General features: G+C 67.0%; 10 protein-coding genes. All 10 read right to left on the bottom strand.

Annotated features, from left to right (window positions below; genetic code table 11):
* Positions 1–101 precede the first annotated feature (101 nt).
* On the bottom strand, positions 102–1,709 hold the full coding sequence (locus BTO20_RS06280; RefSeq protein WP_232491061.1) for a PucR family transcriptional regulator: 1,608 nt from the start codon (positions 1,707–1,709) through the stop codon (positions 102–104).
* 165 nt (positions 1,710–1,874) lie between these two features.
* On the bottom strand, positions 1,875–3,362 hold the full coding sequence (locus BTO20_RS06275; protein ID WP_087074298.1) for an APC family permease: 1,488 nt from the start codon (positions 3,360–3,362) through the stop codon (positions 1,875–1,877).
* A gap of 40 nt (positions 3,363–3,402) precedes the next feature.
* On the bottom strand, positions 3,403–4,437 hold the full coding sequence (locus BTO20_RS06270; RefSeq protein ID WP_087074295.1) for a glycoside hydrolase family 3 N-terminal domain-containing protein: 1,035 nt from the start codon (positions 4,435–4,437) through the stop codon (positions 3,403–3,405).
* Between the two features lie 11 nt (positions 4,438–4,448).
* Positions 4,449–5,291 (bottom strand): mycofactocin-coupled SDR family oxidoreductase, encoded by an 843-nt coding sequence (locus BTO20_RS06265; RefSeq protein WP_087074293.1) that lies wholly within the window; start codon positions 5,289–5,291, stop codon positions 4,449–4,451.
* A 25-nt stretch (positions 5,292–5,316) separates the two neighbouring features.
* Positions 5,317–7,101 carry a thiamine pyrophosphate-binding protein gene (locus BTO20_RS06260; protein WP_087074291.1) on the bottom strand — a complete coding sequence of 595 codons (1,785 nt, stop codon included), beginning with the start codon at positions 7,099–7,101 and terminating at the stop codon, positions 5,317–5,319.
* 31 nt (positions 7,102–7,132) lie between these two features.
* Entirely contained in the window at positions 7,133–7,804 is a 672-nt protein-coding gene (locus BTO20_RS06255) for a ThuA domain-containing protein (RefSeq protein WP_087074289.1), read from the bottom strand.
* 139 nt (positions 7,805–7,943) lie between these two features.
* Complete coding sequence (locus tag BTO20_RS06250) at positions 7,944–8,996, bottom strand: LacI family DNA-binding transcriptional regulator (protein WP_087074287.1); 1,053 nt, start codon at positions 8,994–8,996, stop codon at positions 7,944–7,946.
* 248 nt (positions 8,997–9,244) lie between these two features.
* Positions 9,245–10,399, bottom strand: a complete 1,155-nt coding sequence (locus BTO20_RS06245; RefSeq protein WP_087074285.1) for an iron-containing alcohol dehydrogenase — start codon at positions 10,397–10,399, stop codon at positions 9,245–9,247.
* Between the two features lie 63 nt (positions 10,400–10,462).
* A complete protein-coding gene (locus BTO20_RS06240; RefSeq protein ID WP_087074283.1) occupies positions 10,463–11,527 on the bottom strand; it encodes a Gfo/Idh/MocA family protein in 1,065 nt (354 codons plus the stop codon).
* 40 nt (positions 11,528–11,567) lie between these two features.
* The gene (locus BTO20_RS06235) at positions 11,568–13,367 is read right to left on the bottom strand and encodes a thiamine pyrophosphate-binding protein (protein WP_087074281.1); all 1,800 of its coding nucleotides are present in this window, start codon (positions 13,365–13,367) and stop codon (positions 11,568–11,570) included.
* Between the last annotated feature and the right edge of the window lie 7 nt (positions 13,368–13,374).

Below are 13,374 nucleotides of genomic sequence, written 5' to 3'. Positions count from 1 at the left end.
GGACGTGCTGAAGCAATGGCACAGTGGCACGGCGAGCAGCGTTTGTAGTGCCGAGCTACACACTGTGGGAACGTTATTGGGCCCGGTATGCGCGGGCTACGCTAACCCTGCATCAGATCCAGGGCTTTGACGGCGAGGGTGAGCCGCTGCCGGGTGTCCGCGTCGTCGAGGGATCTGCCGAGGATGCCTGCCATGCGTTCGAGCCGGTTGTAGAGCGTGCGGCGCTGGATGTAGAGGGCGTCGGCGGCGTCGGTCTTGCGGCCGTCGTGCTCGAGGAACGCCCGCAGGGTGGGCAGCAGTGGGGTGTGTGAGGCGGCGTCGGCACTGAGCAGCGGGCCGAGTTCGTCTTCGACGAAGGCGGCGAGTTCGGGACCGTCGGCCAATCCCACCAGGATGCGCTCCACTCCGAGTTCGTCGAAGTTGAGCCAGCGGCGCGTCGTGCGGGCGACGGCCGCGGCGCTCTTGGCCTGCCGCACCGCGAGCCCGATTCGGTCGGCAGGAAGGTCGCGGCTGCAGCCGCCGCCGAGGAACCCGTCATCGGCGCGGGCGGCCGTCTCGAAGCGCGCGCGCCCGGCGCGCGGGGCGACGGTGATGACGTAATCGCCCATGTCGGCACTGATCGCATCGGGCCCCAACGGGATTCGCGTCTGATTCGGGTCGCGCGCGACGGCGTCGCCGGCCTTGTTTCCGACCGCGACGAACAGGTCGGCGCCGCCGAGCTGGTAGCCCAGGTGCGCCGCCTGCTCGACGAACTCCGGGCCGCTGAGCTCGCCCAGCATCAGGTGCGTCAACAGCGCGGTGCTGCGCTGGTCGTCGATGGCCTCGCGGCTGCGATCGGTCAGCAGCGCAATGGCGATTGCGGTGGCTGCCCGTTCGGTGACGACGTCTGTGGAGAAGTCCACGTCGGCGGATCTCCCGTTGAGCACGTGCAAATTACCCCAGAGCTGTCCGCGTGCCAGCACTGGACGGCGCACGCACTCGGTGTGCGAACCGTGCAGAACGCGGGCGTGCCGTTCCCAGGAGGCCGCGTCGAATACACCGCCCGCTGCTTCGCATACGGCGATGCGGTGGTTGACGTCTTCGAGCACGACTGTGCCGCCGACGAGACCTGCGAGCGTTTGGACGACGCCGACGTGGTCGCCACCGTCGAGTAGCTGTGTCGAGAACAGCGTCTCGATCTCGCGTTCCCGCTTGATGGTCTGCAGCTGTTGTTCGGTCAGGACGTCGTGTACCTCGGCCGAGACCGCGGCGAAAGGCACCTCGTGGGTCAGCGCGATGACGGGTAGTCCGCAGCGGATGCCCTCGTCGACGACGGTGCGGGGGACGCGGTGGAAAGCCCGGCCGGATTCCTCGATGACCAGCGCCGCGGCCCCCGCGGCGGCGATGCCGCGGACGTAGGCGCGTTGCTGTCCGTCTGTCGATCCGATCCCCAGCCCGGCTGTCAGCAGCATCTCGCCACCCCGCAAAAACCGCGCGATGTCGGAGATCTCGGACGAGTGCACCCACCGGACCGGAGCATCGAGCCCGTCGTCCCCGGTCAGCACGCGGGCCTCGCCGGCCCGCAGCGTCTCCAGTCGCAGGACGTCGGCCACTGTGAACGTCGCCCCCCGCCGGCTCCCGTGGCCGAGCCCGGCGGGTTCCGATGCGGCCCCAACCGCCGGGGACGGCACCAGTTCCAGTGTCGGCGACAGTCGTCTGAGCGCACTCACGGTTGTCCCCCCTCGCAGACGGCGGACCCGGCGACGACGACCGACTTGACCCGACCCCATGGTGTCCGCCGGTGGCGGAGTGGAGCGGAGCGGTTGCCCGAACAGCCTGTGGGAGTGCTCATTCCGGTCACCGGAGGCTGTGGGTACGCGGGTCGGTTCGGCATGTCAGTCTCCGTCGGTGTGACCGGCGGGAACGGGTGAGAAGTCCTGCCCGGTGCTCCCGATCCGGTTGTAGACCTCGGGCCTCGTGCGGCGCCAGCGCAGTCCCAGCACGATGCCAACGACAAGGATCGCGGCGACGACGCCTTGGAACAGCCAGGCCAGCGACGTCGATCCGCCGATGGACATGGCGAAGTACGTCGAGCTCAGCACCGCCAGATAGCCCAGACCGAGGAAGCCGAGGACCGGTGCCACCAGGACGTTCCAGCTGCGTTCGCGGTGCTGGATGAGGCGGAAGTAGCGGATCACGGCCAGGCTGGTGAGCAGCATCAGGATGATCAGGATGAACGTGCCGACTGCGAACATCCAGGAGTACAGGGTTACCGGTCCCAGTCCCGCGACGATGAACGGGATGGTTATCACGACGGCGCCGACCGTGGCCAACGCCGAGGCCGCGGAAGGGGATCCGTGCTTGGGGTGCGGCTTGCCCAGGAACGCCGGCAGGACACCGTCACGCCCCAGGGAGAACGAGTAACGGGCCAGCGCGTTGTGACACGCGAGTGCGGCGGCGAACACGCTGGTCACCACGAGGCAGGTCATGACGTCGGTGAACGTCGTGCCCATGTAGTGCCGGAACCCGCCTGTGAAGAGCGCCGACGGGTCCTTCTGACCGACGGTCGACACGTCGCCCACGCCCCAGAACGTGACCAGGGCCCACGAGGTGATCACGTAGAACGATCCGATCGAGATGATGGCGATGTAGGTGGCCCTCGGAACGGTCCGGTCCGGATCGTGCACCTCCTCGCGGTAGATCGCCGAGGACTCGAAACCCATGAAGCATGCGATCGCGAAGAGCACGGCGACACCGACGTTGCCGGAGAAGACCTCGCTGGGCAGGAACGACTGGAACTGGTAGCCGTGCGGACCACCGGTGGCCAGCACGGGCACGTTGAACAACATGACCAGGACGACTTCGATCACCATCAGGAAAGCCAGTGCGCGCCCGGAGATCTCGACGTTGAAATGTCCGAGCGCCGTCACCACGAGGCAGCAGATCACCGCCCACAGCCACCATGGTGTGTCGCTCGCTCCGAACTGGGTGAAAAGGTTCTGAACCGACACCCCGAAGAACGCGTAGTTGCCGACCAGAAGGATGAGGTAGCCAAAAGCCGCCAGCAGCCCGGCTCCCAGACCCACCGGGCGGGTGAGCCCGGCGGTGATGTAGGTGTAGAAGGCGCCGGCCCGCGGCAGGTTGCGGGTCATGGTCGTGAATCCGACTGCGAACAGCAGGAATATCGCGCCGAGGATCATGTAGATGACCGGCGCACCGACGCCGTTGCCGCCGGTGATTCCCAGCGGCAGCACACCGACGACATTCCCGATCGGTGCCGACATCGCGAGCACTGTGAGCGCCAGCCGCGCCGTGCCCATTCGGCCACTGAGATGGCGCGACGACCGGGATCCGGTGATTTCGTCTTCGACGTTGTTGATCATTGAGTCGCTCTTCGGGGTGGTTGACAGGGAAGACGCGCGGCTAGATGCGCGTCGGTTGAGTGGACGAGGTCGCGGACCGATCGGCGAGGGCGTCAACCGCCGCAGCGGCGGATTGCAGCGCCTCCGGGGCGAGCGCACCGGTGTCCACGGCGTGCACCAGCGCGTTCACACACTCCGAAACATGCGGTCCGGCACCGGGAATGAGCAGCATTTGGACCCCTGCAGCGACGCTGGCCACGGCCACCTCGCCGAGGCTGCGGCCGCGCATCGTGGACACCGCGTCGAGGTCGTCGCTGACCACGATGCCCGAGAAGCCCTGGGCCCGGAGCAGGTCGATGACGACTTTCGAGGTGGCGGCCGGCTCGACGGGGTCGATGCCGGTCACGATGGTGGGACCGACCATCACCGATCCGACGCCCGCGGCGATGAGCCGGCGGAACGGCTCGATGTTGCGGTCGACCTCGTCTGCGGCTAGGTCGAGTACCACGTCCTCGTAGATGGCGTTGGCCGGCAGATCGGGGTGGCCCGGGAAGTGCTTGGCCATGGCGGTCACGCCGTGGGCCTGCACCGCGGTGGTGTACGCCGCGCCGATCCGGCCTGCCTCGTCGAGTTCGGTCGCCATGGTGCGGTCGGTGAGCCAGGCGTTCGAACCGGTGATGACATCGAGCACAGGGCCGACGAACATCGACACGCCGAGTTCCCTGGCGGTGGCACCGTATCCGCCGAAGGCGTCGCGCAGTTGTTCGTCGGTGAGCGACGGCAAGTCGGCGCGGCCGGGGATGGGTGGCAGTAGGTGCTCGAGCCGCTGCACCCCGGCCGGCTCGGCATCGGCGGCCAGCACGACCGGTCGTCCGGCGACTGCATTTGCGCGGGCGCCGAAATCCCGGATGTCCTCGGCGGTTTCGCGGGCGCGCCGCTCATCTCCGATACGCCGGGCCGCATACTCTTCGGCGCTGGATGCCATCAGTACGCTGCGTCCACCCCCGTGCAGGAAGTCGCCGAACCACCCGTCGGTGGCGAAGGTGTCGGCGATCGGGAAGAGCACCGCGTGCGCGGCGCGTGAAACGTCGTTCATATCGGCTTCTTTCAGGGGTTCTTGGCGAGCATGCCGACGTCGACGGGGATCTGGGCGCCGGTCATGTACTTGGCTTCGTCGGAACAGATGAACAGCACGGTGTTGGTGATGTCGATAGGGTGGATCCACGGCACGTCGGGCATGACGTGGATGGACGCGAACGCGTCGACGCAGTCGTCGAGTGTCGGGTTCTCCAGGTCTGGGCGAAACATGTTCAGGACGCCGTCGTTGTCGACGCCCATCACCGTGCGCGTGTTGCTCGGGTGCACGGAGTTCACCCGGATATGGTGCGGGCCAAGCTCGTTGGCGAAGGCCTTGGCGAGGGCCACCACCCCGTGTTTGGATGCGGCATAGTGGCCGATGTTGCCCATGGTCCGCAGGCCGGCGGTCGAACTGGTCAGCACGATGCATCCGCCGTTTCCGGCGTCGACCATGTGCTGCACGCCGGCCCGGACGGTCTTCCACACCCCGGTGAGGTTGATGTCGATCATCTCCTGGAACTGGTCTTCGTCCATCGACGAGAGCAGCCCGTAGGACACGATGCCCGCATTCGCCAGGATGAAGTCCAGCCGGCCGAAGCGTTCCACGCCGTTGGTGATCACCTTGGACAGCCCGGCCAGGTCGCGGACGTCCACGGTGGCCGCCAGGATCTCGCCGCCGAGGCCCTCGACCAGACGCACGGTCTCGGCGAGATCTTCGGCGGTGGCGGTCGGATAGGGGGCCGACGGCACTTGCTGGTCGATGTCGATCGCGATGACTCGTGTGCCGCGCCGGGCGAATTCGATCGCGTGACTGCGGCCCTGACCGCGCGCCGCACCGGTTATGAACGCGACCTTGCCGTCGAAGCTTCCCATGTCCGTTTCCTCTCGAATCCGTTGCTCAGTAGTGCTGTTCAGACTTCTTCGTCGAGGCGTACTGATCGGCCCGCTCATCGGTGACGTAGGTCGGGATCGGCCAGTCCCACCAGCCCGGCGTCCACGGGCCGGCGGCGTCGCGGTCGGTCGGGATCTCGATGAGCGTGGGCTCGTTCGCGTCAATGGCCTTGCGCAGTGCCGCCTCCAGTTCTGACGAGGAGCCGACCCGAATCGAGGACAAGCCGTAGGCCTCGCCGAGCGCGGCGAAGTCCGGCGAGTAGGGGTTGCCGTCGGGGCCGGTGAACTCGCATCCGATGAACCGTGAGGTCTGCTTGCGCATGCCGCCGCGGATGGACATGTAGCCCGCGTTGTTCTGCACGAGGAAGATGACCGGCAGCTGCTGGATGACGCTCAGGGCGATCTCCTGCGAGTTCATCAGGAAATCGCCGTCGCCGAGGATGCACACGACGGGCACCCCGGGCTTGGCCAGCTTGGCACCGACTGCTGCAGGCACGGCCCAGCCCATCGGCGAGAACCCGCCCGAGGTCAGGTGTGTGCGGGGTTCGTACACCGGGAAGGTCTGGCGGACTGCGCCCTGGGTGTTGCCCGAGCCGGACACGATGATGCCGTCACGGGGGAAGATCTCCCGCAGGATCCCGACGGGACGCTGCGACGTGAACGGGAAGCGGTCGCTGTCTCGGCGGGTGGCGAGGGTGGCCTCCCATTCGGCCTTGAGCGACTCCAGTTCGGCGGTGTACTCAGCGCGTTCGGGCGCCTCGGTCAGCGCTTCCAGCAGCGCCGCCGCGGTCACTCTCGCGTCGGCGACAATGCCGACGTCGACGGGGTAGTTGCGGCCGATCTCCTGGGGGTCGATGTCGACGTGCACGAGCTTGGTGTCCGGTATCGAGTAGGTGACGCCCTTGGCGAAACTCGACGAGGTCCAGTCGGTGAAGCGGCAGCCGACGGAGAGGATGACGTCGGCTTTGGACGAGGTCGCGTTGCCGGCACTGGTGCCCGTGTGGCCGATCGCGCCCATCGACAGCGGGTGGTCTTCAGGGAAGGCGCCCTTGCCGTTCCACGTGGTTACCACGGCGGCATTCCACTTTTCGGCGAGCTTGATCAGCTCCGGTGAGGCGTTCGAGGCGATGGCACCACCACCGAGCACGATGACCGGTCGCTCGGCGGTCTTCATGACGTCGACGGCTTTGGCGATTGCGGTCGGGTCCGGATAGGTCACCCCGGTCGGGATGCGCGCCTCGAGGTCGTGCAGTTCGACGTCGGCGCTGGCGGCCTGCACGTCCATCGGCACTTCGAGGTGTACCGGGCCGGGCCGGCCGGTGAGCATGGTGTTGAACAGTCGGTGCAGCGCGAAGGGCAATTCTTCGACGGTGTTGGCGACCCAGCTGCGTTTGGTGAGGGCTTCGGCGATGCGGGGGAAGTCGTTGTCGCGGAAGCGATCCAGTACCTGCAGCAGGCCGTGGCCGCGCATGTGGGTCGGCGGTCCGCCGGTGATGAGCAGCATGTTGACCGAGTCCTGTAGCGCGGTCGCCAGGCCGAGCACGGTGTTGGATGCGCCGGCGCCGATGGAGGTCAGGGCCAGCATCGGCTTGCCGGTGACGCGGTAGTAGCCGTCGGCCAGGTGTAGAGCGCTCTGCTCGTGGAAGACCTGAATGAATGGGATCTTGGATTCCTCGTCGAGGAAGGCATCGGTCACCGACCAGATGCCGTGGCCGGGAATGCCTGCGCAGTGTTCGATTCCGTAGTTCTTCAGGGTCCGGGCGATGATCTGGCCACCGGTGAGTACGGGCATGATGTCCTCTAATCCTTTGTCTCTGAGTGGTTTAACGGGTTTCGTTGCTTCGCGCCGCCCACGCGAAGCCCTGCTTCATCAGGCGGCTGACGGCGGGGTGCTCGAGGTCTTCGATGTAGTGACCGATGGCGTTGTAGTAGACGCGTCCGTGACCCCACTGGTTTGTCCAGATCTGGGGCATGCGCTGACCCTCGATCCAGGCGATGTGCTCACCGTCGAAGACGGTGTCGGCCAACACGTGCACGCGCGGATCGACGTTCATGTAGTACTGCTCGGATGCGACATCGAAATCGGTTACCCCGCGGGTGATCTCGTGCTCCTTGTCGACGATGCGCAGCTGGTAGGGATGCTTGACCCCCTCGCCCGCGGGATGGTCCAGTACGTCGGCGCCGATCAGCCAGTGGTATTTGACGCTGGCGCGGAAGGCTGCTCCGGCGCCATGCCAGGCGACGAAACCTGTGCCCTGCTCGACGGCGCCAAGCAGGTGGGATTCCTGCGATGCGGTCAGCCCCTCCCACAGCGTCGCGTTGTTCCAGTTGCAGGCGATCAGGTCGTACCCGGTCAGGTCGCGATCGAGGGTGAAGATGTCGTTGGACTCCTCGACAGCGAAGCCCAGTTCGTCGAACAGGCCCTTGGCCCAGTCCGACACTCCGTAGGGATTGTGTCCCGGCCAGCCGCCGTAGAGGTACAGAACGCGTGTCATGAGTTGCCTTCTCGGATGTGATGCGCTTCGGAGTTTCACTTGCCAGATTTAGTTGATACGTATTACCTAGCGGTGAGCACGAACATAGCAGTGTGTGTGATGCAGCGCTAGAGGAAGCGTGAAAGAAATCCGGCGCAGATCAGCGCGCGGCGATGCAGCTGTCGCGCACGATCAGCTCGGTCGACAGCGTGATGGAGCGGCCACTGCGGCCGGCGATCAGGTCGATCAGCAGTTGGGCAGCCTCACGACCCTTGTCGATGAGCGGCTGGCGGACCGTGGTCAGCCCGCGACGCGCAGCCGCCGGGACGTCGTCGAAACCCACGACCGACATGTCTCCCGGTACGGACAGGCCGCGCTCCGCGAGTTCATCCATCAGGGCCATCGCCAGCACGTCGGATGCGGCCACTACGGCGGTGACCTCGGTGTTGTCGAGCAGATGGCGGGCCGCGCTGCGCGAGGCCTGGTAGTCGAATCCCCCGGCCTCCAGCACGTAGACGGACGACCAGGGCAGACCGTGATTTCGGAACGCTTCGGCGTAGCCTCCGAGGCGTTCACGCATGACATAGTCGCGCGCCGAGCGGATGCGCGCCGCGCTCACCCGGCCACGCTTGCCGTCGGGGGCCAGCCGGTCGACCATCACCGCGACCCGAGTGTGCCCGAGTCCTAGGACATGTTCCGCGATGCCGATCGCACCGGCGGCGTCGTTGATCCCCACGCTGGGCAGGTTGTCTGGATTGGGCCCGTCGATCACGACGACGGGCAGCCCGCGCCCCACGGCGATCTCGAAGCTGGGGTGGCCCTCGGGGATGGCGTAGGCGAGGAACCCGTCGACCGAGCCAGTGACCAGAACTCCCGACCCGGATGCCAGGCGCTCGCCTCCGACCAGTGGCAACAGCGTCAACGCTACCTCGGCCATCTCGCCGACCTCGGAGATACCTTTGAGCAGTTCGGAGGTCGCCGGGTCGTCGAACGCGTAGTGCAACGATTCGGTCAGCAGCAGTCCCAGCGCCCCGACGCGCCCGGTGCGCAGCGACCGGCCGGCCGGATTCGGTCCCGCGTACCCAAGCTCGGCGGCCACCCTGAGGATGAGTTCGCGACGCCGCGTCGAGACCTTGTGGGGGTGGTTGTAGACGTTGGATACCGCCGCCTGCGACACGCCCGCAGCTCGGGCCACATCGTGCATGGTCACCATGTTCTGCTGGCCCCTTCGGCGATCACTGCTTCGCTGGTCACTCTAGCGTGACGTAATCACCGTCAGTGGGAACGGGCGCGCGGCGCTGCGTCGTCGTCATACATGAATCGTATAACTAAAATTCGGCAGTACAGCTTCCACCCTGGAACTGATCACGCCTCCCGTTCGAACATGCCCGGTGAATCTGTCCCCCGCACCGAGCGCACTCGACACGACCGTCGCGGTCTGGGTCAGCGCCGATCAGGGCGCTAGGCATACATTTCGGCGTAGATGGTCTCTATCTCGCCGGCGGTCGGTACGACGGGGTTGTTGCCCGGCGAACCCGACGCCAGCGCTTGTTGCGCCATCAGCGGGGTGAGATCCGCCCACCGCTGCCGGTCGATGCCGTAGCTCGCCGGGGTCGGCACCGCGAGGCAGTCGCACAGCTCGATCAGGGCGTCGACGAAACGTGCTGCGGCACTGATGTCGTCGAGATCGGTGAAGCCGTAGGCCCGCGCACAGTCGGCGTAGCGCTGCTCGGCGCCGGTGATCGAGAAAGCCGTCACGGCTGGGAACAGCATTGCGTTGGACAACCCGTGCGCTACATGGAAGTGGGCTCCGATCGGGCGGCTCATGCCGTGCACCAGGGCGACACTGGAGTTGGAGAACGACATCCCGGCCTGCGTCGAGGCGATCATCATGGCTTCTCTGGCTCCCCGGTCGGAACCATCCGTATACGCGCTACGGATGTTGTTCGAGATGAGCCTGATCGCCGCCAGGGATAACGCATCGCTGATCGGGTTTGCCTTTCGGCTGACGTAGGCCTCGACCGCGTGCGTCAGCGCGTCTACGCCGGTGTCGGCCGTCAGGCGGGGCGGCATCGACATCGTCAGTTCGTAGTCGACAATCGCCGCGACGGGCAGGAAGGACAAGCCAGGGCACAGCATCTTCTCGTCCGTGTCGCTGTCGCTGATCACGGTGAACTGCGTTGCCTCCGAACCGCTGCCCGCCGTGGTCGGGACGGCGATGATCGGAAGTGCGATGCCCCGGTAGTCGGTGGGTGCCTTGTACCGTCGCATCGGGCCGCCGTTGGCGGCCAGCACGGCGAGAGCCTTGGCAGAGTCCATGGGGCTGCCGCCACCGAATCCGATGACACAGTCGGCTCGGTGGGCTCGGACGGCCTCGACCCCGTCGTCGAGCGAGGCGGTCGTCGGGTCCGGTACCGTGCCGTCGAACAGGCAGGGGTGCATGCCGGCCCGTTTCAGCAACCCGAGGACGCGGTCGGCGGCGCCGGTCGACGTCAGGTATGCGTCGGTGACCAGCAGTGGTCGCGAGAGTCCGAGATCGCCGATGATCTCCGCGATCTCGTCGAGGGCGCCGCCTCCGATCCGGGTGTTGCGGGGGAACGAGATGTGGGTGGACATGGCTGTACTCCGTTCGTGCCGCGCCGAATCTGGTGTCTTACGCGGCGGGGTTGCGATTGTGGGTCAACTGTTTTCGGGTTGCGTGATCGTCGAGCCGGTTGCCGGGATCGTCGAGAACTCCACGGGCACGGTGCGTTCCGACCGGGCCGAGTCGAGAACGGCCAGTGCGACGGCGAGGGCGTCCGCGGCGTCCCGGCCGTCCACGACGGGGCGGCCCTCGCCCGCGGTGGCGGATGCGAAGTGGTGCAACGTGATGTCGTAGGTGTGCCGGCGATCGCTGACTTCGACCTCCCGCTCACCGCGCGCGTCCCGGAGCACGAGCGTGCCATCGGGTTCCGGCGTCATCACGCCGTCGGCCACGATGCTGCCGCCGTCCCCGTACACCTCGAGTCGTGTCGGCGCGTACGGCGTCGTGAACGCATCGTGCAGGCGCACGACGACGCCGCCCTCGTATTCCAGCGCCGACACGGCGACGTCTTCCGCGTGTCCCGGTCCCCAATCATGTTGGCGCGCCGCGATTGCGCTCGCGTGCAGGGCTCGCGCCTCTACCAGGGGGTTGACGACCGACGCGTCGTGACAGGTCAGATCCATGACCACGCCGGAGCCTGCCGCATCGCCGAGTCGCCACCCGCGCAGCCGTTCCGGTAGCAGGGACGTGTGCTGCACATTGACCGCCAGCACTCGGCCGATCGCGCCGTCGCGGACGAGTTCCCGCACGACGCGATGCGTGCCGGCAGCGGGGAGATGGTGGTTCACCCCGAGCACGACGCCATGGGCGGCGCACACGGCGGTCATCCGGTGTGCGCTCTGCAGATCCAGGGCCACCGGCTTCTCGCACAGCACGTGTTTACCGGCGGCCGCGGCCGCCGACGCTTGCGCGAGGTGCCGCGCGTTCGTGCTCGAAATATAGACCGCGTCGATGTTTGGGTCGTCGAGCAGCTCATCGAGACCGAATTCGCCTGTCCCGTATGGTATTTCGTTGCGCCCCGCGAATCGCGCCGCGTGGGCGGCGTCTCCGCTGGCCAGGCGTGCGACGCGGTGACCGACCCGGCGCATGGCGGGGATCATGCGCGTCTCGGCGATGTCGCTGGCGCCGATCAGACCCCAGGTGATGCGCGGTGTCGTCATCGTCGACCTCTCTGTGCGCCGTGTTTACCTTGGGGATCCGTCAGAACCCGCGCTTGGCGACGTAGTCGTCGCGGACCTCGCCGTGGTAGGCGGGGACGGTGATGTCCCACCAGCCCGTGGGATGCATCTCCGTCCACGGCAATTCGCGGGCGCTGATCACCTCGACGACCGCCGGACCCGGCGTCGCGATAGCTCGGCGCACCGCAGCTTCGACCTCTGCCGGATCCTCCACGCGTTCGGCGGTCGCCCCGAGCGAGCGGGCGAACTCCGCGATGTTGGCGAAGTACGGCTTCCCGTCCGGAGTGGTCCAGCCCGAGACGATCTCGCGGTCGGCGCCGAACAGGTTGATCTGCAGGTCCTTGATCGCCTCCCAGCCGCCGTTGTTGAGCACGACGATGGTCAGCGGCACGTTCTGCATCACCGCGGCGGCAAGCTCGGTACCGGTCTGCAGGAAGGCACCGTCACCGACCAACGCCAGCACCGGCGCGTCGGGGTTGCCGACCTGCGCGCCGATAGCAGCGGGTACGCCGAACCCGATCCCTGAGAATCCTCCTGCGACGATGTTGGTCCGCGGTTCGTACATGGGAAACTCGTTGAACGCCTGGTTGGCTGGGTTGCTCGAGTCGGTCACGAGAACGCCCTCGCGCGGCAACGCCTTCCGGATCTCGACCATCGCGCGCGAGTTCGTCATCGGCAGATAGTCGGTGGTGCGCATCGGTCGCAAGTGCTCGTCCCACTGCGCCTTGAGATCCTGGAGTTCGGCGAAGTACTCCGTGCTGCGGTAGTCCAGCGCAGGTTTGATCGCGGCGAGCGCCTGGAGCAGTGCGGTCAGCGTGGATTTGGCGTCGCCGACGACGCCTACCTCGACCGGATAATTGCGGCCGATCTCGAAACCGTCGATGTCGATCTGTACCAGCTTGGTGTCGGGGATGCTGAACGTCACGCCCGGCCGGTACGACGAGGTGATGCGGTCGCTGAAGCGGCACCCCACCGCCAGTATGACGTCTGCGGTGCGGGTGACGCCGTTACCGGGGATGGAACCCATGTCACCGCACGGCCATGCGTAGAGGTCGTGGTCGGCGGGGAAAGCGCCCTTGCCCTGGAAGGAATGGGTCACCGGCGCGCCCAGGTGCTCTGCCACGGCCAGCAGCTCGGCGCTCGCCTCGGCGGCGATGACCCCGCCGCCGGCGAGGATGACGGGCCGCTTCGCGCCGGCCAGCACCTCGGCCGCGGCCTGCACGGCCTGCGGATCGCCGGTGGCGCTGTGATGCGCGCGCCGCGCCCCGGTGGTGGGGGTGTACTCGCCGTACTCGGCCTGCAGATCTTGGGGAATGTCGACGAGCACCGGCCCGCGACGTCCTTCCAGCATGGTGTTGAACGCCTGCTGCAGGGCGGTGGGGATCGATTCGACCCGGTTGGGCTGCCACCAGCGCTTGACGACCGGTTCGGCCATGCGCGGGAAGTTGTTGCCGTGTGGGCGATCCAGCTCCTGCAGCACACCGTGGTTCTCCATGTAGGTGTGCACCGCACCGGTCAGCAGCAGCATCGGCTGCGAGTCGACGAACGCGGTCGCCAGCCCCGTCAACGTGTTGGTCGCGCCGGGCCCGATCGAGGTGCACACCGCGGCGACCTTGCCCGAGGACCGGTAGTAGCCGTCGGCCATGTGGGCCGCGCCCTGCTCGTGGATGGCAGGGATGACCTCGATCTCGTCGGCGCGGTCGACGAACGCGTCGAGGAGCGCGGTATTGCCATGGCCGGGAATGGCGAACACCTTCTCGACACCGTTGCGGATGAGGACGTCGACGACCATCTGGCCACCGGTGAGCTTCTGCGTTGTCATGACACTT

Source organism: Mycobacterium dioxanotrophicus, assembly GCF_002157835.1.
Lineage (GTDB): Bacteria > Actinomycetota > Actinomycetes > Mycobacteriales > Mycobacteriaceae > Mycobacterium > Mycobacterium dioxanotrophicus.
The sequence above is the reverse complement of the archived record's forward strand: the minus strand, read 5'-3'. Positions and strand labels throughout refer to the sequence as shown.